Source organism: Enterobacter wuhouensis (genome assembly GCF_035835995.1).
Taxonomy (GTDB): Bacteria; Pseudomonadota; Gammaproteobacteria; order Enterobacterales; family Enterobacteriaceae; genus Enterobacter; species Enterobacter wuhouensis.
The window spans coordinates 719,587-737,089 of sequence record NZ_CP142124.1; the positions used below are offsets into that span (position 1 = coordinate 719,587).

General features: G+C 53.9%; 20 protein-coding genes and 3 tRNA genes. 4 read left to right on the forward strand and 19 right to left on the reverse strand.

Features of this window, described 5'->3' with window-relative positions; translation table 11 throughout:
• Nucleotide 1 precedes the first annotated feature (1 nt).
• From VPX56_RS03500 to VPX56_RS03555, 12 genes are all read right to left on the reverse strand, one after another.
• Nucleotides 2–496, reverse strand: a complete 495-nt coding sequence (locus tag VPX56_RS03500; RefSeq protein ID WP_131634062.1) for a Csu type fimbrial protein — start codon at nucleotides 494–496, stop codon at nucleotides 2–4.
• A 23-nt stretch (nucleotides 497–519) separates the two neighbouring features.
• Nucleotides 520–1,068, reverse strand: a complete 549-nt coding sequence (locus VPX56_RS03505; RefSeq protein WP_326469911.1) for a helix-turn-helix domain-containing protein — start codon at nucleotides 1,066–1,068, stop codon at nucleotides 520–522.
• Nucleotides 1,065–1,703, reverse strand: coding sequence for an EAL domain-containing protein (locus tag VPX56_RS03510; RefSeq protein WP_131634060.1), 639 nt, complete (start codon nucleotides 1,701–1,703; stop codon nucleotides 1,065–1,067). Before VPX56_RS03510 ends, VPX56_RS03505 begins: the two co-directional genes overlap by 4 nt.
• A gap of 181 nt (nucleotides 1,704–1,884) precedes the next feature.
• Nucleotides 1,885–4,176 (reverse strand): phosphatidylglycerol--membrane-oligosaccharide glycerophosphotransferase, encoded by a 2,292-nt coding sequence (opgB, locus tag VPX56_RS03515; protein ID WP_326469913.1) that lies wholly within the window; start codon nucleotides 4,174–4,176, stop codon nucleotides 1,885–1,887.
• Nucleotides 4,177–4,445: 269 nt separating this feature from the next.
• A complete protein-coding gene (locus VPX56_RS03520) occupies nucleotides 4,446–4,928 on the reverse strand; it encodes a YjjA family protein (RefSeq protein WP_131634231.1) in 483 nt (160 codons plus the stop codon).
• A gap of 84 nt (nucleotides 4,929–5,012) precedes the next feature.
• Nucleotides 5,013–5,750: a replicative helicase loader DnaC gene (gene dnaC / locus VPX56_RS03525; RefSeq protein ID WP_131634058.1), complete on the reverse strand. Its 738-nt coding sequence runs from the start codon at nucleotides 5,748–5,750 to the stop codon at nucleotides 5,013–5,015.
• Complete coding sequence (gene dnaT, locus VPX56_RS03530) at nucleotides 5,747–6,292, reverse strand: primosomal protein DnaT (RefSeq protein WP_326469916.1); 546 nt, start codon at nucleotides 6,290–6,292, stop codon at nucleotides 5,747–5,749. Before dnaT ends, dnaC begins: the two co-directional genes overlap by 4 nt.
• Before the next feature lie 149 nt (nucleotides 6,293–6,441).
• Nucleotides 6,442–6,870, reverse strand: coding sequence for an organic hydroperoxide resistance protein (locus VPX56_RS03535; RefSeq protein WP_119935649.1), 429 nt, complete (start codon nucleotides 6,868–6,870; stop codon nucleotides 6,442–6,444).
• 83 nt (nucleotides 6,871–6,953) lie between these two features.
• Nucleotides 6,954–7,406, reverse strand: coding sequence for a MarR family winged helix-turn-helix transcriptional regulator (locus tag VPX56_RS03540; RefSeq protein ID WP_326469918.1), 453 nt, complete (start codon nucleotides 7,404–7,406; stop codon nucleotides 6,954–6,956).
• A gap of 41 nt (nucleotides 7,407–7,447) precedes the next feature.
• A complete protein-coding gene (locus VPX56_RS03545; protein ID WP_326469920.1) occupies nucleotides 7,448–8,089 on the reverse strand; it encodes a TetR family transcriptional regulator in 642 nt (213 codons plus the stop codon).
• Between the two features lie 59 nt (nucleotides 8,090–8,148).
• Nucleotides 8,149–8,622 (reverse strand): threonine/serine exporter, encoded by a 474-nt coding sequence (locus tag VPX56_RS03550; protein ID WP_131634054.1) that lies wholly within the window; start codon nucleotides 8,620–8,622, stop codon nucleotides 8,149–8,151.
• Nucleotides 8,613–9,389 carry a threonine/serine exporter family protein gene (locus VPX56_RS03555; RefSeq protein ID WP_131634053.1) on the reverse strand — a complete coding sequence of 259 codons (777 nt, stop codon included), beginning with the start codon at nucleotides 9,387–9,389 and terminating at the stop codon, nucleotides 8,613–8,615. Before VPX56_RS03555 ends, VPX56_RS03550 begins: the two co-directional genes overlap by 10 nt.
• Before the next feature lie 409 nt (nucleotides 9,390–9,798).
• Here VPX56_RS03555 and VPX56_RS03560 point away from each other — a divergent pair, with 409 nt between their 5' ends.
• Together VPX56_RS03560 and bglJ are read left to right on the forward strand one after the other, a co-directional pair.
• On the forward strand, nucleotides 9,799–10,536 hold the full coding sequence (locus tag VPX56_RS03560; protein WP_131634052.1) for a helix-turn-helix transcriptional regulator: 738 nt from the start codon (nucleotides 9,799–9,801) through the stop codon (nucleotides 10,534–10,536).
• Nucleotides 10,533–11,168, forward strand: a complete 636-nt coding sequence (gene bglJ / locus VPX56_RS03565) for a DNA-binding transcriptional activator BglJ (RefSeq protein ID WP_131634230.1) — start codon at nucleotides 10,533–10,535, stop codon at nucleotides 11,166–11,168. Before VPX56_RS03560 ends, bglJ begins: the two co-directional genes overlap by 4 nt.
• 37 nt (nucleotides 11,169–11,205) lie before the next feature.
• Here the strand turns inward: bglJ and VPX56_RS03570 are convergent, their stop codons facing one another.
• Entirely contained in the window at nucleotides 11,206–11,664 is a 459-nt protein-coding gene (locus tag VPX56_RS03570) for a YbaK/EbsC family protein (RefSeq protein ID WP_131634051.1), read from the reverse strand.
• A 328-nt stretch (nucleotides 11,665–11,992) separates the two neighbouring features.
• Between VPX56_RS03570 and VPX56_RS03575 the strand changes: the two genes are divergently transcribed.
• Complete coding sequence (locus VPX56_RS03575; RefSeq protein ID WP_131634050.1) at nucleotides 11,993–13,339, forward strand: PTS sugar transporter subunit IIC; 1,347 nt, start codon at nucleotides 11,993–11,995, stop codon at nucleotides 13,337–13,339.
• A gap of 140 nt (nucleotides 13,340–13,479) precedes the next feature.
• Here VPX56_RS03575 and fhuF read toward each other — a convergent pair whose 3' ends face one another.
• Both fhuF and VPX56_RS03585 read right to left on the reverse strand, forming a co-directional pair.
• Nucleotides 13,480–14,268, reverse strand: a complete 789-nt coding sequence (gene fhuF / locus VPX56_RS03580; protein WP_326469926.1) for a siderophore-iron reductase FhuF — start codon at nucleotides 14,266–14,268, stop codon at nucleotides 13,480–13,482.
• 94 nt (nucleotides 14,269–14,362) lie between these two features.
• The gene (locus tag VPX56_RS03585; protein ID WP_131634048.1) at nucleotides 14,363–15,427 is read right to left on the reverse strand and encodes a GGDEF domain-containing protein; all 1,065 of its coding nucleotides are present in this window, start codon (nucleotides 15,425–15,427) and stop codon (nucleotides 14,363–14,365) included.
• Between the two features lie 215 nt (nucleotides 15,428–15,642).
• Here VPX56_RS03585 and VPX56_RS03590 point away from each other — a divergent pair, with 215 nt between their 5' ends.
• Nucleotides 15,643–15,912 (forward strand): DUF1435 domain-containing protein, encoded by a 270-nt coding sequence (locus VPX56_RS03590; protein ID WP_326469928.1) that lies wholly within the window; start codon nucleotides 15,643–15,645, stop codon nucleotides 15,910–15,912.
• A gap of 51 nt (nucleotides 15,913–15,963) precedes the next feature.
• On the opposite strand, the gene VPX56_RS03595 is transcribed toward VPX56_RS03590, so the two are convergent.
• The 4 genes from VPX56_RS03595 to rsmC all read right to left on the reverse strand — a co-directional run bounded on the left by VPX56_RS03595 (nucleotide 15,964) and on the right by rsmC (nucleotide 17,486).
• Nucleotides 15,964–16,050: transfer RNA gene (locus VPX56_RS03595), tRNA-Leu, on the reverse strand.
• Nucleotides 16,051–16,082: 32 nt separating this feature from the next.
• Nucleotides 16,083–16,168: transfer RNA gene (locus VPX56_RS03600), tRNA-Leu, on the reverse strand.
• Nucleotides 16,169–16,196: 28 nt separating this feature from the next.
• Nucleotides 16,197–16,283 (reverse strand) — tRNA-Leu (locus VPX56_RS03605).
• A 174-nt stretch (nucleotides 16,284–16,457) separates the two neighbouring features.
• Nucleotides 16,458–17,486: a 16S rRNA (guanine(1207)-N(2))-methyltransferase RsmC gene (gene rsmC / locus VPX56_RS03610; protein ID WP_131634046.1), complete on the reverse strand. Its 1,029-nt coding sequence runs from the start codon at nucleotides 17,484–17,486 to the stop codon at nucleotides 16,458–16,460.
• Nucleotides 17,487–17,503: the final 17 nt, after the last annotated feature.

Here is a 17,503-nt window from a genome sequence, read left to right on the forward strand (position 1 = left end):
ATTAATAGACCAGATTCAGCGTAACGTCGTCGGTGTACGTCCCGGCCTGCGCGGCGGCAAGCGCGCCGGCCTCTATCACGCCATACAGGGTTTCGCTCTGCTCCTGGCCGTTACCGGTGCCGGTGAGGCCCTGGCTGTTGGTCACCTGGGTCTGCTTGTTCTCGTCGGCGTAAAGTTTCCACGCAATGCTCTGCGCGCCAGAGCCGTTGTTCTCAGGTTTCAGCCAGAAGGTCCCGCTGTCGCTGTTATCGCTGCTGTAGGCAGAGAGGGTAAAAGGCGTGCCGTTGGTGCAGGTGACGTTGAGCTGCGTGCTGGCCTGAATTTCACCCGCTTCATCAGAGCTGTGGCGTGAGAAGCTCAAATCGTTGGCCTTCAGCGTACAGGACTTCACCACTTCCAGCGTTACATGCATGGTTGCCGTCGCGGTTTCTGCGGACATGGCGGTAACGGGAAGCAGAACAAGAGCACCGGTAAAAAGCGTGGGGAGTAATTTCATGATCTTATTTCCAGAATGACAAATCAGAGATAGAACGACTGCTGTTCCAGCAGGCAGATTTTGCGGTGAAATTCCGCCAGGTTGTGGCAATGGAATTTGCTCATCGCGTTACGCTTGTGGGTGTAAATCGTTTTCGGGGATTTATTCAGCAGCTGCGCGATACGCACCAGGCTGATGCCTTTGCTAAGCAGCGTGCAGACCCGCAGCTCCTGGCGCGTCAGCGTGGCATCGGGAAGGCCGTCGTTGCTGAAGTCCGCCTGACGTAACCGCTGGCTGAGCTGAATAATTGACAGGTTGTCGGCCAGTATCCTGACGCGCCCGGCGGGAAGGTAAACGCTAACGTCATTGATGCGGCGCTCGTCGGTGAATATCAGCCAGCTGTTGTCGGCGGTATCTCTCATCACCTGCTCGCGCAAGCGTAAAAGCGTTTCCGGGCTGACGCTGTTGATCCAAAAAATATCGGGGCGCGGCGTCATCATCATCGCGATAAGCGTTTTCAGGCCAAGCCACAAAAAGGCGTTTTCGCTCAGGATGATGATGTGAAATTGGGCGCGGCTGAGGGAGCTATTCATTGCTTGTTCCATAAGTAACCCTGTCCGTAATCGGCTACGCTTGCCCGCGCCAGCGCGTAGTCGCCAAAGGTTTCAATGCCTTCAATCAGCACCTTGCCGGCAAGCTTTTTGCAGTTGCGGGCGAGCTGCAGAAAACGCTCTTGCTCCGTTCGTCCGGACCAGAAGGTGTGTTTGTCGATCTTGATGCCGTTGAACAGAAACCGGCAGGCCAGCAGCTTCGGCAGAATGGCTTCGTAGACGTCATCGGCCCATACCTCGATTTTGCGCTGGCGCAGAGAGGCAATCCGCAGGCGCAGCTCGCGGGTTTGTTCGTGGCTGAGCTGGACAATTTCCTCGAGGTCGGTCAGCTCAATCGCCAGATCCTCCGGGCGCGGCGTTTCCATCATCAGCCTGTCGATGAAGTCCTCTTCCAGCAGCAGTTCGGAGGTGGTGTTCAGATAGTATTTACCGTTCTCCCGGCATGACATGGCATGACGAAGCTGAGAAAAAAAGTGCTGCTTTCGCTGAGAAAAAGACATCGCGCCGAAGTAGTGCTCCAGATTGACGTGGGGTTTTGCCGTAGAGAGCATCTCCCAGGCAATAACATGCTCCGTGTGTAGTGCCCGGATAGATTCGAATTTATAACCCGTTAACATGATGGAACTGCGTGTGACCTCGTAGAATATTTGTCGGGATCACACCCTACTTTTTTGGCTTCATTAAGAATATTTATAGATAAAACCAGATTAAATATGGTGATTTAATCTGGTTTATAAATGAATTAAAGGTTTATATATTTTATAAAATTCGCCCGGCAGGACGCCGGGCGGAGAGGGATTAGCTTTCGCTGTTAACGATTTTGATTTCGACCATGCCGATGCCAAGCTGGCGCGGGGAGTGACCGAGAATATTACCTTCGTTGGTAGACTGCGGATCGGGCGGCACAATCACCAGGGTATTGCTGCGCGACGGGTTATCGAAATGCAGCGTGGTGGTGGAGACGTCGTTTCCGAGCGTCAGCGTCTGCTCTTTATCACCGACGCGTACCGGAATAGGCCGGTTGGCGTTTGGCCCATAGGCCCTGGCGGTGATCACCAGATCGAATTTTTCCGGCAGAGGGTGGGCGTACTCAATTTTCACCTCGTTACCCAGCTGCGCGTTCGACCAGCGTCCCCAGGACTCAGGACGAGAGATGCCGCTAAACTGCTTAACCTCTTCCGGCGCGCCGGCCACGTTGAAGATGAAGCTGTCGGCCTTGTAGCGGATATCGTTGTCGACGATTTTCAGCAGATCGACGTTGCGCTGGTAGCGAGCGGTGTCGATAACCGTATCCTTAAACGCGGTTTTACCCTTCCACTGCGCGCTGTCGACGTGCTGAACGGTCTGTTCCCCGCCGAGCTGGCCCTGAGAGACGCACCAGTCGGTTGAGAGCGACAGCGGCTGCGACCAGAGCTGGCCCATTTTGTAGCACTTGTCGATCCAGACAAAGTTATCGCGCGGGGCGAAATCGGCCAGCTGGAAGCGCAGCGGGGCAGAGTATTCACTCTCTGGCAGGGGTTCGACGCGGTTGTCGGATACGCGCAGCAGCAGCGGCAGGCGGAAATGGCTGCCGGAGAAGGCGATCGTGTTTTTATCCCGATCGATGGTGAAATCCTTCATCTCTTTCGGGAAGTTCCACAGGCGGATGATGTCCGGCTTCCACGCGAGGATTTTCTCCTTCATGTTGAGGAACACCTCCGACAGGGACTGCCCTGACAGCGTGCTGCGGCCAAGGCCAATAAAGTTGTCGCCCCCCAGAATATCCAGCACCGTTGCGCCGTTATCCATCGAGTTACGCTTGGTGGCAATGACCTCCTGCTGGGGCTTGTCGCCGCGCATGACGAAGAACAGATTGCTGCGATCCAGTTTGTTTAGTTCATCCCAGGCGCTGTTTTTCATCGCCAGATGGTCAGACGAGACGACAATCACCGTGTTTTTGAAATACGGCGAGGCTTTGATTTTCTCAATGAGCGCGGCGATATGCTCCTGACTGCAGGTCACGGCGCTGAAGGATTTATTGCTTTTACCTTTGATGTCGTAGTTTTTGCGCTTACAGGTGCGCGAGACGAATCCGTCCGGATGGTGGGTATCGACGGTCAGGGCAAAGAGGGAGAAACGCTTGCCCGCGCGGGACAGCTCTTCAAATTTTTTCCAGGTTTCATCCAGCACGGTATCGTCGTAGAAGCCCCAGTCGTTACGATACGCGGGGTCTGCAACCGTGGTTTTTAACTCTTCCGAGCCGTAAAGATGGTCAAATCCATGGGATTTCAGGAACACATCTTTGCCGGCAAAGCGCAGGTTTGCGCCCTGCATAAAGTAGTTTTCGTAGCCGGAGTTTTTCAGGATATCGCCGAGGCAGATATTCTGCGGGAAGAAGCTCGACATCGACGCCGATGCGTTGCCTTCAAACGGCGCGAACAGCGGGATACCGCACTGGGAGGCGACCATGCCGGCGATGGTGTAATCGGTACCCGGTAACTGCATGGTCTTGCTAAAGTCGAGACCCTGGTCTTTCAGCGCGCCGAGATCGGGCGTCAGGTTCGGGAAAGCATCGCTATCAAAATAGGTGCGCTCCAGGCTCTCGCCGTAGATATAGACCAGGTTGAGCTTCGGGTTGTCTATCTTCTTCGCCGGCTCTTTGTAGTACGCCACGAAGTCCGGATCGCCATCGCGGGACTGGGATTTGACCAGCTCGGTGATCTGATGGAATGCAGGGCTGGCATCAACGGACGCCAGCGCCAGGAACAGCGCCAGCAGGCTGTAGCCATGATGATGCGGATGATGACGGCGGCGGCGTAGCACCCAGGCAAGCGTGCCAAAAATAGCGACCAGCGCCACGACAAGTCCCAGGCCAGGAAGTATGTACTTACTAACTCCTGCACCCGTCAGGCTGTTGGTGAGGGTATAGAGCACCGCATCGTTAATACCGTCTCCGGTGAAGTAATCGCTGGCGTACAGGGTAATGTTTAAAACAATAAAAATGCCGAGTACCACCAGCGTGGCGACAAACCACCAGGTGTTACGGCCGGCTTTCCAGGCGTAAACGCCGATGGAAGCCAGAAAAAGGATAAGGGACATTAATTCTGACAACAGCATATCCTCATGACGCCAGACGGTTAGCTGGCTACTGATTATTTTTTGGGTAACACAATGTAATGGCGATGTCGTTTAGCTGCAATTTTAGCGTCACGAAAGTGTGCAGTTGTTAGGATTTGGTTTATAAAATCGATTTTTTGAAGGCGGTCGCATCCTGGCATGCACAGGCTGAGAGGGTGGCAGGGGGGTAAAACACGCCTCTCACGCCGCGTTGCAAGACTATCGCAATAAACGCGGCGTGTTGTGGCAAAAAATGGGGAGGATCAGGAGAGGAAATTAACGCCTTGTTTCAGCACCAGATCGCAGGCTTTGGTTTTCACCTGTTTCGCCAGAGAGGAGTTACCGAGCGTGCTCAGGTTAAGCTGCTGGCCATTTTGCGCGTTGAGCAGGCCCTGAATACCGTCCATGTAGTTGGTGTCCGCTTTTTGTTCCTGCGTATCCAGACCCAGCTTACCCAGCACCTGATTTTTGATGTTTTGGGTATCGGTCACGGAGGCCAGCTTCTGCTTCGCGCAGTATTCCAGAATGCCCGCCGCGTTGTTCATTGTGCCCGCGCTCAGGCTCTGGGAGCTGTTACCCAGCAGGCTGGTAAGGGAGGAAGCCGACAGCCCACCCTGAGAACTGCCGCTCTCTTTGGTTAATTCGCTTGCTGCGCTGGAAAGCGACTCCTGCCAGGAGGCCGCCTGTGCCGCGCTGGTTGCCAGCAGTGCGCCGAAAAGTGTGCTGATAAGTAACTGTTTTTTCATCATGACTTACTCAATAAGGTCCGTTTTGGGCCGGAAGTGGTTCCAGTATATACCTCCGCGCCGCGCGCGATTCCTGGAACTTTCTTAATACTCTTTGCCGGTGACGCGGCTGCGATAGCTGTCCCAGTCGAAGATAACGTACAGGCTGTTGCCGAGCTTCATGCGATCCATCACGCGCTCTCCCAGCAGACGGGTCATCTCGTCGATATTGTGGTTCGTCAGCATGCCGGTGGGGCGTTTCGACGAGGAGCGCCGATCGACGATCTGGTTGATGATCACTTTTTCGTAGCGGGATTCGGTCTGCACGCCGATCTCGTCGATGACCAGCAGGTCAACGTTGCTCAGGTCGTTAAGCAGCTGTTCTTCGCTGGTTTCGCGGTTGCTGAAGGTGTCTTTCATGGCGGACATGATATCGGCCACGGTGATGATCAACACCGATTTTCCGCGCAGGAGCAGCTCGTTGCAGATAGCGGCTGCGAGGTGGTTTTTGCCGGTGCCGGGCTTGCCGCTGAAGATAAAGCTGGCGATATTGCCGTCGAACTCATCTACGTACTGGCGGGCCTGGCTGAGGGCGTTCATCTGTCCCTGTGATTCGACCCTATAGTTGTCGAAGGAACAGTTCTGATGCAGCGGCCGAATGCCCGAACGGTTAAAGGTGCGCTGCATTTTCATCGCCCGGTTTTCACGGGCAAGGGCGGCGGCACGGATCTCGCCCTGTTCTTTTTGCCACGCCAGCAGCTCCTCACCGGTAGTGAACGCTGGCTTCACGTTGGCTGGCATCATTTTTTGCAGACGTTTCATCAGGTCGCCGACGTTTTTCATTTCGCACCTCGGAATCCGTTAGGGATCTGTTTATCCGGTTCTGAAAACGCGTTGATATCGCGCTTGGGCTGGCCGTTGTTGCTGGCGCGGTTGATTTGAATGCTGCGCGCGAGCTTTTGCTGCCACTGAACGTGGTGGAACACTTTCCCTTCCGCCTGCCAGTAAGCGGTGAAGGCCGCCAGCTCTTCGGGGGTGACCGGCTGCGCGAGCGCAATGCCCCACAGCGCCGCCTGGCGCTGGAAATCGGCGTCCGGCTGCCAGCCTGCGTACATCGGGAATTTGCCCATTGGCACGGCGACGGGCGCGCTACTCGGCTCGTCAAAGAACTGGTTATCCAGCGTGACGTCGCTTGCCGGACGCGACAGCCGCGCCTCGATATCCAGAAGCTGTGCCAGACGCTCGGGCGTGATCGCGTAAAACGCCGGCGCGTTGTCGGCAAATACCGCGAGCGTACCGCCTTCGGCGTGGGTCAACACACCGCGAGGGTCGCGCATAAAGGCATCAATGCCAGCAATGCTGGTGGTCAGGATTCTGGAGGACATAATGCTTTCTCTACTGGGTTACTACGGGCGTGATATCGGCTTATGGTAGCACAGAGAGGAGGAGGGAATGGAGGGGATTTCCCCGGTGACGCTGCGCTTACCGGGGCTACAATTGTAGGCCTCATAAGCACAGCGCCATCAGGCATTTATCACGCGATGATGTTCAGCGTCACGTCGATATTGCCGCGGGTGGCGTTGGAGTACGGGCAAACGATGTGTGCCGCATCCACCAGCTTTTTCGCTTCGGCTGCGTCCATCCCTTCCACGTGAATGTTCAGCTTCGCTTCGATACCAAAACCGGTTGGCAGCGGGCCGATACCCACTTCGCCTTCGATAAACGCGTCTTTTGGCAGGGAGAATTTGTCGCGAGCCGCCACAAACTTCATGGCACCCAGGAAGCAGGCGGAGTAGCCGGCAGCAAACAGCTGTTCCGGGTTGGTGACGTCGCCACCCATGCCGCCCATCTCTTTCGGCACGCCCAGCTTAACGTCCAGTACGCCATCGGAAGAGGTGGCGCGGCCATCACGGCCTCCGGTTGCTTTTGCTTTGGCGGTGTAAACAACTTTTTCTAAAGACATGGCAGGTTCCTCATCTTACATTTATGTGTGCTATTAAATAGCGCGCGATGTTTATGGATAATAATAACGCGTAAAGTATAGCTTTACGCGCGGTGAAGCTGGTGACGCAAGTGTTCGAGCTGCTGCTTGAGTGCCAGCATCGTGTCGGTATCGCACTGGGCTGCACATCCCACGGCGTGCGGAATGCCCGTCGCCTGCTGCTGAAGGGCACGCCCCGCATCGGTAAGGGTGACCGCGACCTGACGTTCGTCCTTACGGGAGCGGTGGCGGGCGATCAGCCCTGCGCTTTCAAGACGCTTTAACAGCGGCGTCAGCGTGGCGGAGTCCAGAAACAGCCGTTCACCAATGTCCGACACCGTCACGTCATCCTGCTCCCACAGCACCAGCATGACCAGGTATTGCGGGTAGGTCAGGTTGAGGGGTGCCAGCAGCTGCCGGTAAAGCTTGTTAAGGGCCAGGTTTGCCGAGTAGAGGGCAAAACAGAGCTGGTTATCCAGCAGAAGCGCCGCGTTGGTGTCGTTTGTTTTTGCGTTCATGGATTGAATATAGATAGCGCACGATATAATTGCAAGCTATTTTATGGGCAGGTGTAGCGGAGTGCCACCTGGACCGCCATTTTCCGGTAGTGCTGACGTTGCGCCTGCTCATCCGCACCCTCTTCAAACAGCAGCGTAAAGGTGTAGCTGTTGGCCACGTAGTGGAAGCTAAAGCTGCTGATCAGGCGGTGGAGATCGCGGGCATCCACCGTTTGGTTAAACAGCTGTTTTTCTTTCCCACGCTGCAGGATATCTTCGAGCAGTTCAAGCGCGCTGCGGTTCACCTGGCGCAGATAGCTGGACTGCTGCATAAAGCGGCCGCGCTGCATGTTCTCCATGCAGATGATGCGGATGTAGTCAGGGTGATCGGCGTGGTAGTCAAACGTGGCTTCCACCAGATGCACCAGCGCTTCGACGGGCGGCATTCCTGCCAGGCTTAGCTGTTTTTCACTGGCGCGGATTTGGGTATACACATACTCCAGCGCCAGCAGATAGAGGTTTTCTTTATTCTTAAAGTGGTACACCACCATCCGTTTGGTGGTGCCTGCTTTCTCGGCTATTTGCTCCATGCGCGCGCCGTTCAGCCCGTATTCGGCAAACAGGGCGATAGCGCTCTGGAAAATGCTCTCTTTCAGGCTGGAGCCTTCATTGTGGTCGGGGAGTTCGCTGCCAGGGTTAGCCACATCCTTTCCTTATCGTCACCAAACGGAATGGGGGAGATTATCCCCGGCGTCGTTAAATATCAAACGCGCGGGCGTTTACGGTATAACCATAAGCCGGGGATCGACAGCCCGATAGAGAGCGCGCCGACAATGGATGAGGCTTTTAAAAAATTGCTCAGCAGGAGGATCATTTGCGGCTCACTGTAGCCGAAATGGCTGATTTTCACTGCGGAAATCATCGCCGTATAGGCTGAGATCCCCGGAAACATGGGAATAACGGCGGCGACGGTAAACACCTTTGGATGCGCCAGATACCAGCGCGACCACTGGATGCCAATACTCCCGACCAGCATGGAGGCCATGAATGTCGACCATTCGATGTTAAAGCCGGCGGTCATCATGACCATTCGCGATCCGTGGCCAATCGCGCCCAGCAGAGCACACCACGGAAGCGCGCGCTGCGGCACGTTGAAGACCATCGCAAAACCGACGGCGGGAATGGCGGCCAGAGCCATGTCCTGCGCCAGTGCAAACAGAAATTCCACTATGCCCATCCGCGTAACCCCCACAGCGTCATCGCCATAACCACGCCGATACAGGTCGCCAGCGTCAGCAGGCTAGCAATCGCCCAGCGCGCCAGCCCGGTGTTGATGTGCCCTTTGAACATGTCGGCAACGGCGTTAATCAGCGGGAAGCCCGGCACAAGCAGGAGCACGCTGGCGGCCATGGCCACGGTTGGCGTATTGGCAAACTGCGGCAGGCGCAAGAGCAGGCCAGAAACCGTGGTCGCCACAAAGGCGGTAATACAGAAGTTGATCTGCGGGTGCAGCTGTCGGTGCGTCAGCATCTGGCGAACATACATGGCGATGCTGCTGGCGAAAAAGGTAATGACAGCACCGTCCCAGCCGCCCTGATTGAGCTTGCAAAAGCAGGCGCACGACAGCCCCACCATAAGCACGACCAGCCAGCGCGGATAGCGCAATGGTTTGATTTGATTGAAGCGCTTTTCAATTTCTTTGAGGTCGAGAAGTTTATGTTCGGCCAGAATGACAATATGTTGCACCTCGGTCACTACGTGCATATTGATGCCACGATCGTGATTCTTGCGCGTGGAGGTCAGGCACTGGCCCTCTTTAATCGTGGTCAGCACAATGGCGTTTGATGAGATGGCGCTTTCGACGCTATCCATACCCAGCGCCAGCCCCAGCCGTGTAGAAAGCTCTTCGACGAGCGCGCTTTCGGCCCCATGCTGGAGCAGAAAAAGCCCGCACTGAATACATAGCCGCGTTGCTGCACGCTGCATTGACCGTTCTGCCTGCATGTCTTGCCCTGAAAGAAGATGGATGGCTTGCCTGATGGCCCGTAATGTTTACTTTTAACACAAAGTCCGGTGTCCGTTGCTCTGGGTCAGATCAAGATTTGTGCAAACAGCAGCAGCCTGGCTGGCGGTGATAGCCTTTTTAATTATCAACCTTGTGAATTTTTAAGTTCTAAATATATATAATTTTTATTAAGTTTTTCTAAATTTATATTTTCATTCTTTTAAGGTAGTTTGAATTAAAATTAATTGTCCTTTATGAGATATTAAACCTGTTTTGGGCGATTCTTAAATCATTAAATAATCTTATTTTCAGCTTGAATTAATCGGTTTACTCCCAGGGACAAAAACACATTACGCCTTGAAGTATTAGAAGGCTACTGAATAAATTAAAAATGGACACGGAGGGTCTATGTTGCCAGCGAATGGTAAACACGGAGTGGTGATCAGCAGGATACCCGTTATGCAAAACGGGTTGGGTGGTGTTATGTCGCGCCATTTTCCTGAGTTTGAATTGAGCTATTGCCGCTCGTTACAAGAGTTAACCTTGCTTCAGCTGCGCCGCGCTGAGGTAATCATTGCGGATGTTTCTGGTGATTACCGGAACCCGCGGGGCACGCTCGAAGAGTATTATGGTTTATTGAACCAATACCGTGATATTCACTGGATATTTTTAGTTTCTCGCCCCCTTTATCCCATTGCCGTTGAGCTACTCATGCGCCCGGAAAGTACGTTACTTTCGGATATGGAGCCGATAGAAGGCGTGATTAACGCTATTCGCGCAGGGAGCGAGCGGGCTGAGCGTATCAGCCAGACGTTACTGCAGCCAGAGCCCCAAAATTCTGAGGATGAGAGCGAGCATTTTATTGCGCTCACCCAGTCCGAACGCAAGGTGTTGCGCCTGCTGGGTAAAGGGTGGGGAATTAACCAAATTGCCACCTTGCTTAAGAAGAGCAACAAAACGATCAGTGCGCAAAAAAACAGCGCGATGCGCCGGTTATCGCTACGAAGTAATGCCGATATGTATGCCTGGATCAGCAGTACACAGGGAATGAGAGAACTGAGCTTAATCTCAGCCTATGGAGAGTACGAGGAATGGAAAAAACCGATTCAACAAGACATATCGCCGTCATCGAAAATTGCGCTATGAGTGCCGTAGGGCTGCAGCACCTCTTTGCTATGCCAAAGCTGAGTCATTACAAGCTGCACCTGTTTACTCAGTTCGATAGCTTCAAGGCGGTACTTCCTCACATCTCGTTTTTCTCGGTGATCTATTCACTGTCCGATTCGCGTCAGGAACGGAGAAACTGTTTGGCCTACCTGCGAGACCTGGCATTTACGCATGGGGATATTCAGCGCATTGTGTTGGCGTCTGATGAAGTGGAAGCGCGGCTGATAAGCCATCTTTCGCCTTCGCGCCTGCACGGCATTATCAGTAAATCGGTGTCGCTTGATCACTTACAGGAAGAGATGGTGGCATTGCTGAGTGAGACGCTTCGAATAAACGACAATATGCTGAACCATCTGTATGTGAACCAGAACAGGATGTTAAGCCCCACAGAGCGGGCGATATTGCGTTATATGTCTTCGGGCTACTCCATCCCCGAAATTGCCGCACAGCTTGAGCGTAACATTAAGACTATCCGGGCACATAAGTTTAATGCGATGGTCAAACTGGGGGTAAATTCTGACGTCGGGCTACTCGACGCGGCGGATATTATTACGCACCTTCCGACAAGAGAGTCGCGTGCTCCCTTGTTAAGCACGCCAGCATTCCTCTAGCCTCGCGTTGATGCGCCAGCCAGGTCTGGCGCTTCAATCAAATACAGACATCAACCCACCTGGCGGACGTCAGCTCCGCCATCCGATCCGGTGAAATGCGAACGGCACTGTGAATGGCGCCTGCTGCAGGCAGCACCTCAGCGTACTGTTTCAGAGAGATGTCGCAAAATACCGAAAGCGGGTTTTCCAGTCCGAACGGGCAGACGCCGCCGACAGGATGGCCGGTAATGGTCACTACCTCATCGCTGCTCAGCATGCGGGCTTTTGCACCAAAGGTATCTTTCAGTTTTTTGTTATCCAGACGCGCATCGCCCTTCGCGACCACCAGGATAACCTCATTTTTGACCTTAAGTGACAGCGTCTTTGCTATTTGCCCTGGCTCAACGCAATGAGCGGCAGCGGCCAGCGCAACGGTTGCGGTACTCTGACTAAGCTCAATAATTTCAATGTCCGGCGCGTTGTCGGTAAAAAACTGCTGTACAGACTGCAAACTCATTGTTTCCTCCTGACAAATATCCTGCGTAATCTGTCATAAGAAATTATGCTCTGTAAATATCTCTTCGGTAACAAATATCCCGCTCCGCCGATTTCTGGATCGCCTTCACATTCACAGAAACCGGTTACAGTAACCGGTTGCAGAGCGTGATGCGCCGATTAATACTGAGTACGTAACGTCCCCTGTATCCAATAATAAGAGCAAATTATGAAACCATTCCGTCTGAGCAGTACCGCTGGTACACGAGCCAGCAAGGTTGTGAAGCTGATTTATGGAACAACGTGTGGCGTGAAAACGCCTGTAACGAACGTCTGACAGGAGATCTGCTATGTCTGCCAACCATGCTGCGTTTAATCTGATATTTCGTTTTGTTGAGAATTACGTCAGCCCGATTGCCGGGCGGATCTCCTCCCAGCGTCATGTTATGGCAATCCGCGATGGGTTCATCTCCGCGATGCCGTTTATGATTGTGGGCTCGTTCCTGTTGGTGTTTGCTTACCCTCCTTTCTCGCCCGATACTACCTGGGGCTTTGCCCGCGCCTGGCTGGATATGGCGAAGCAATTTGAGGGCCAGATCCTGACGCCGTTTGATATGACGATGGGCATCATGTCCATTTATATTTGTGCGGCTATCGCCTATAACCTTGGCAAACATTATGTGAAGTCGCATCAGCTCGATCCCTTCATGTGCGCCATGCTGTCGCTGATGGCATTTCTGCTGGTCGCCGCGCCGAAAACAAAAGGCGCTTTGCCGGTAGACAGCCTGGGCGGGACGGGGATCTTTACCGCGATTTTGGTTGCGATCTATTGCGTAGAGATGATGCGTTTTCTGAAAGCGCACAACATCGGTATTCGGCTGCCGGACCAGGTTCCGCCGATGATCAAAAACTCTTTTGATCTGCTGATCCCGGTACTAGTGGTGGTGTTGACGCTTTATCCGCTGAGCCTGCTGATTCAGTCTCAGTTTGGCATGCTGATCCCGCAGGCGATTATGTCGGTATTCAAACCACTGGTATCCGCGGCGGACTCGCTGCCTGCGATCCTGCTGGCCGTGCTGATTGGTCATTTGCTGTGGTTCGCGGGGATCCACGGGGCGGCAATTGTCTCCGGCATGCTGCAGATGTTCTGGCTGACTAACCTCGGCGCAAACCAGACCGCGCTGGCTGCCAGCCAGCCGCTGCCGCACATCTTTATGGAAGCATTCTGGACATTCTTCATTGTTATCGGTGGTTCGGGGGCGACAATGGGGCTGGTGATCTGCTACCTGCGCAGCCGCTCTGCTCATCTGCGTTCGATAGGCCGTCTGAGCGTGGTACCAAGCTTCTTTAACATCAACGAACCCGTCATCTTTGGTACGCCGATTGTAATGAACCCGGTATTCTTTATTCCGTTCCTGCTGGCGCCAATGGTTAACGCCGTGCTGGCATGGGGAGTGATGAAGCTGGATCTGATTGGTCGCGTGATCTCCGTTGTGCCGTGGACGGCACCGGCTCCAATAGGCGCAGCGTGGGCGCTGGGCTGGGATTTCCGTGCGGCTATTCTGGTGGTGGTTCTGGCCTGCGTGTCGGCAATAATCTACTTCCCGTTCTTTAAAGTGTACGAGAAGCAGCTGCTGGAGCAGGAAGCGGAAGAAGCGCAGCGTAACGCGGAAGAGGAAAATCAGCAGGTAGCCTAGGTAAAAGCAAAACGGCAACTCATGTTGCCGTTTTTAGTGTTTGTTCTCTCTCCCTGTAGGAGAGGGACAGGGTGAGGGCATCAGGCCGGGCCAGTGTTTGTAGGCCCGGTAAGCGAAGCGCCACCGGGCAATTAACGGCACTACTTCAGCGTGCAATCCCCGCACTGCTGCACGTCCGGCAGGCGATAGCGCTGACAGCAGGTACGGCGCACCAGAAGGCCGTCACGCGGGACGACGGTACGGAATAAGGGGTTATCCCGCCCATCCGAAAGCTGTTTTGCGAAGAAACAGGACTGTCGTAGCGCATCAACCTTCTCATCGCCCAGCAGCGGTTTCATCTCCGTCAGATACCAGTGGATCAAATATCCGGTATTGCTCCAGATAAGCTTACCGTTTATCTCTCCCGTCGCTTCCAGCGCGTCAACTACGGGAACCAGCGCGTGGGTAACGAGTCGCTCCATACGCTCCTGAGCAGAAAGCAGGCTGGCGTCCCGGTCTTCGTGTAAGTCAATCCAGAAGCAGGCTGCACGCCCGGTTTCATGAAATTCGACGTGAAAATAATCCGGCGAGAGATCCAGCATGCTGTCCTGGGTTAACAAGGCCAGCATGAGGGGAGGAACCATCAAGCCGATATACCACTGTGCCCAAAGCGAGATCAGCGGTTTATTTTCCCGCGCAAGATTCGGCTGGTTGCGATAGATATGGTCTGAATAGGTGGCCAGCAGCGACTGCAGTTCTGTAGAACGCTGCCATTGGGAAAGCGTCATCGCAGCGTGCGGGTGAGCTTCATCAAGCTTGATAAAATCCAGCAGATGGGCTCGGGTTTCTGCAATCTTGTCGCGAATGGCGTCCGCAAGCGTAACGTTCCCGGTGGAGAGACTGGCTCGCCAGAGGAGAGGTTCAACGGCTTGTACGGTACGTGTGGCCATAGTTTGGATAGAAATCTAAATGATAATGATTGCCAATCCTAACTATTGCTCATTTCGATAGCAAGCCTTTTGTCCCTGATGCATGACGCTGCGTTTATATCGCCTGCAATTCGTCGCTGAGCAGGATGCTGTTGCGTCCCATATGCTTCGCTTCGTAGAGGGCTTTATCAGCTTTTTCCAGCGCGCGCTCAACGTCGTCACCCTCGTAAATCGCGATGCCGATGCTGATGGTGACGTTGGTCGCGACGCTTTCGTTGAACATATGCGGGATTTTCAAATCATACACTTTCTGCCGGATCTGCTCCGCGGTCTGGCGGGCATGTTCAAGCGAGATATTCGTCAGCAGCACCATAAACTCTTCGCCGCCGAAGCGCGCAACGATATCACGCGAACGGACGGCATCCCGAATGGCGGCAGAGACGCGAATCAACGCCTGATCCCCCATCATATGGCCGTAGTGGTCGTTGTACGCTTTGAAATGGTCGATATCCAGCAGCAGCACAAAGTGCTCGCCGTTCTCCACCGTCGGCAGGTTATCCAGCCGACTCTGCAGGCCGCGGCGATTATAAAGGCCGGTAAGCGGGTCCATCATGCTGAGGTCGGTAAGCGTTTCTCGTTCTTCCAGCAGGCGGGAGAGCAGCTCCTGTGCGAACCGGTCGTTGCGTCTTTGCAGGACGTGATGAATGCCAATCGCCACCACGGGAAGCGCAAAAGAGTAAATCATCCTTAACCAGCTATCCGGATCGCCGAGCCACAGGCAAACAATAAATGCAGGCAGTGAATGCAGCGTGAAGGCTTTGATATTGCTGGCAAACGCCAGCGAACCAATAAAGAGCACCGTCAACAGCGCCATGTTCAAATATGTCGCCCGATCGTGAGTAATTAACGAGAATTTAGAGGCGATCTGCCAGGCCCATAAAATACCGAAGATGGCCGAAACGATGGGAATATTTATTTTTCGCGTGCCGTCCTTTCCGTGCCAGATGAGCAGGCCCGCACTGAGCGTAAACACGGCAAACAGCGGAACAGATAATACGCGCACAGAATAGAGCGGGTTTGTTACCGAGAACAGCGCAGATATTGCGTTCAGAAAAAGAAATAAACGTAAAGATAATTGATATTTGCTATTGACCAAAGACCGCCAGGATTGTGATGTCATATTCGTGCTTTTTTAATAATATTTAATTAAAACAGATAAATAGGTGTTGTTCTGGGATAGTGAAAGCAAAAAAATTGAATTGTAATTATCAGATAAACTTTATAGGAAGTTAACAGGTGAGCAATTTATCACCTTACACATTTGCTGTCATTATGGGAAAGGTAAAGGTCGCGGGATTTTAACGGTGCGAGCTGACAAATGATAATTAATATCATATGATATTGGTTATCATTATCGTTTTGAAAGGGCGGATCATGTTGCACAGGGCGCTGGGAAGTGGTTGGGGGGTATTACTGCCGGGGGCAATACTTGGCGGTCTGATGTTTGCCGATCTCTCTATCGATATCTGGAAAGCCATCATTGTGTCAGGATTGCTGGTGACGTCTGCGATGATTTGGCATAAGCAGTTGCGGCATTTTGTGTTATTGCCATCATGCGTCGCGCTGGTCAGCGGAATACTGGTGATAGTGATGAGTTTGAAGTAACAGGGAAAAATGAGGCACTACAGGAAAACGACAGGAGAGAAGCAAGATAATTGGTGCGAGGGGGGGGACTCGAACCCCCACATCCGTAAGGACACTAACACCTGAAGCTAGCGCGTCTACCAATTCCGCCACCTTCGCACAGTCATCTTACTATTTTGATATCGCCTCGTTGGTGCGAGGGGGGGGACTCGAACCCCCACATCCTAAGGACACTAACACCTGAAGCTAGCGCGTCTACCAATTCCGCCACCTTCGCCCAGTGCGAGCAATATCAACGTGATTTATGGTGCGAGGGGGGGGACTCGAACCCCCACATCCGTAAGGACACTAACACCTGAAGCTAGCGCGTCTACCAATTCCGCCACCTTCGCATACCATCGACACTGTAAAAGTATCGTAACCACGGAGGCGCATTCTAGATGTTTTCAGCTTTACGTCAACAGAAAAGTGCGCACGTTTTATTGATTGCTGCAAAAATGGCCGGAACTGAAACGCCTGCTTGCCGGATGGCGCTGGCGCTTATCCGGCCTGCATTACATGGCGAATTATTTCTTCGCCTGACGCGTCATCACGGTGCGGTACACTTTGAAACGGCCAGTCTGGGCGATCACCTCGTGGAAGCCGAAGGTTTCATCCAGCACTTTCGGGTAGGCCAGGAAGGCGTTCGCGACGATACGCAGCTCGCCGCCGCTGTTAAGGTGACGGGTTGCGCCACGGATCAGCGTTTGTGCCGCTTCCAGACTGGTTTCCATACCGTCGTGGAACGGCGGGTTGGAGATGATCATGTCGAAGCGCCCGGTGACGTCGGAGAAGACGTTGCTGGCAACCACGTCGCCTTCAATGCCGTTTGCGGCGAGCGTTGCGCGGCTGGCTTCCACCGCCGGGGCGCTGACGTCACACAAGGTTAAACGCACTTTAGGCGAATGGCTGGCAAGCACCGTTGACAGCACGCCCGCGCCGCAGCCCACGTCCAGCACCTTGCCCTTAGTGTGCGGCGTCAGGGTAGATAACAGCAGCTTGCTTCCCACGTCCAGATAGTCGCGGCTGAACACGCCCGGCAGGGTTTTGATGGTCAGGCCGTCAAGCTCATACTCGCCCCAGAAGGCTTCGGCATCGAAGGTTGCCTGTTTTTCCAGACGACCGTGGTACAGGCCACAGCGGCGGGCGCTGTCGACTTTGTTTAGCGGCGCGTAGTCTTCCAGCATCTGTTCTGCACTGCGCACGCCGCTGCGGTTCTCACCGACCACGAAGATATCGCAGCCGACCGGCAGCAGGGAAAGCAGGTTCATCAGCTGGAACTGCGCTTCCGGCTTGTTCTTCGGCCAGTAGTAGATCAGCGTATCGCAGTCGGCAACATCGCTCTGCTCCGCCACCAGGCTAAAGCGCGCGCGCTCGCCCATCTGGCGGCTCAGCACCTGCCAGTGGTGATAATACTGGGTGTGGGCACGGCTTTCAGCACAGTCGAAACGCGCAGGCAGGTCATCCTGCATATCTCCGGCAAACAGAATACGGCTTTGTTCGAAATCATCACTGTGGCGCAGCAAGACTTCACTTGCCGGGGTAAATGCAGACATGAATTGTTCCTCAATAA

Coding starts and splice junctions, on each gene's coding strand:
- VPX56_RS03575 (WP_131634050.1), top strand. CDS start 11,993: ATGTCTGCCAACCATGCTGCGTTTAATCTGATATTTCGTTTTGTTGAG.
- VPX56_RS03550 (WP_131634054.1), bottom strand. CDS start 8,622: ATGGGCATAGTGGAATTTCTGTTTGCACTGGCGCAGGACATGGCTCTG.
- VPX56_RS03560 (WP_131634052.1), top strand. CDS start 9,799: ATGTTGCCAGCGAATGGTAAACACGGAGTGGTGATCAGCAGGATACCC.
- VPX56_RS03540 (WP_326469918.1), bottom strand. CDS start 7,406: ATGAACGCAAAAACAAACGACACCAACGCGGCGCTTCTGCTGGATAAC.
- VPX56_RS03555 (WP_131634053.1), bottom strand. CDS start 9,389: ATGCAGGCAGAACGGTCAATGCAGCGTGCAGCAACGCGGCTATGTATT.
- dnaC (WP_131634058.1), bottom strand. CDS start 5,750: ATGAAAAACGTCGGCGACCTGATGAAACGTCTGCAAAAAATGATGCCA.
- bglJ (WP_131634230.1), top strand. CDS start 10,533: ATGAGTGCCGTAGGGCTGCAGCACCTCTTTGCTATGCCAAAGCTGAGT.
- rsmC (WP_131634046.1), bottom strand. CDS start 17,486: ATGTCTGCATTTACCCCGGCAAGTGAAGTCTTGCTGCGCCACAGTGAT.
- fhuF (WP_326469926.1), bottom strand. CDS start 14,268: ATGGCCACACGTACCGTACAAGCCGTTGAACCTCTCCTCTGGCGAGCC.
- VPX56_RS03585 (WP_131634048.1), bottom strand. CDS start 15,427: ATGACATCACAATCCTGGCGGTCTTTGGTCAATAGCAAATATCAATTA.
- VPX56_RS03510 (WP_131634060.1), bottom strand. CDS start 1,703: ATGTTAACGGGTTATAAATTCGAATCTATCCGGGCACTACACACGGAG.
- VPX56_RS03570 (WP_131634051.1), bottom strand. CDS start 11,664: ATGAGTTTGCAGTCTGTACAGCAGTTTTTTACCGACAACGCGCCGGAC.
- VPX56_RS03535 (WP_119935649.1), bottom strand. CDS start 6,870: ATGTCTTTAGAAAAAGTTGTTTACACCGCCAAAGCAAAAGCAACCGGA.
- dnaT (WP_326469916.1), bottom strand. CDS start 6,292: ATGTCCTCCAGAATCCTGACCACCAGCATTGCTGGCATTGATGCCTTT.
- VPX56_RS03520 (WP_131634231.1), bottom strand. CDS start 4,928: ATGAAAAAACAGTTACTTATCAGCACACTTTTCGGCGCACTGCTGGCA.
- VPX56_RS03500 (WP_131634062.1), bottom strand. CDS start 496: ATGAAATTACTCCCCACGCTTTTTACCGGTGCTCTTGTTCTGCTTCCC.
- VPX56_RS03505 (WP_326469911.1), bottom strand. CDS start 1,068: ATGAATAGCTCCCTCAGCCGCGCCCAATTTCACATCATCATCCTGAGC.
- VPX56_RS03590 (WP_326469928.1), top strand. CDS start 15,643: ATGATATTGGTTATCATTATCGTTTTGAAAGGGCGGATCATGTTGCAC.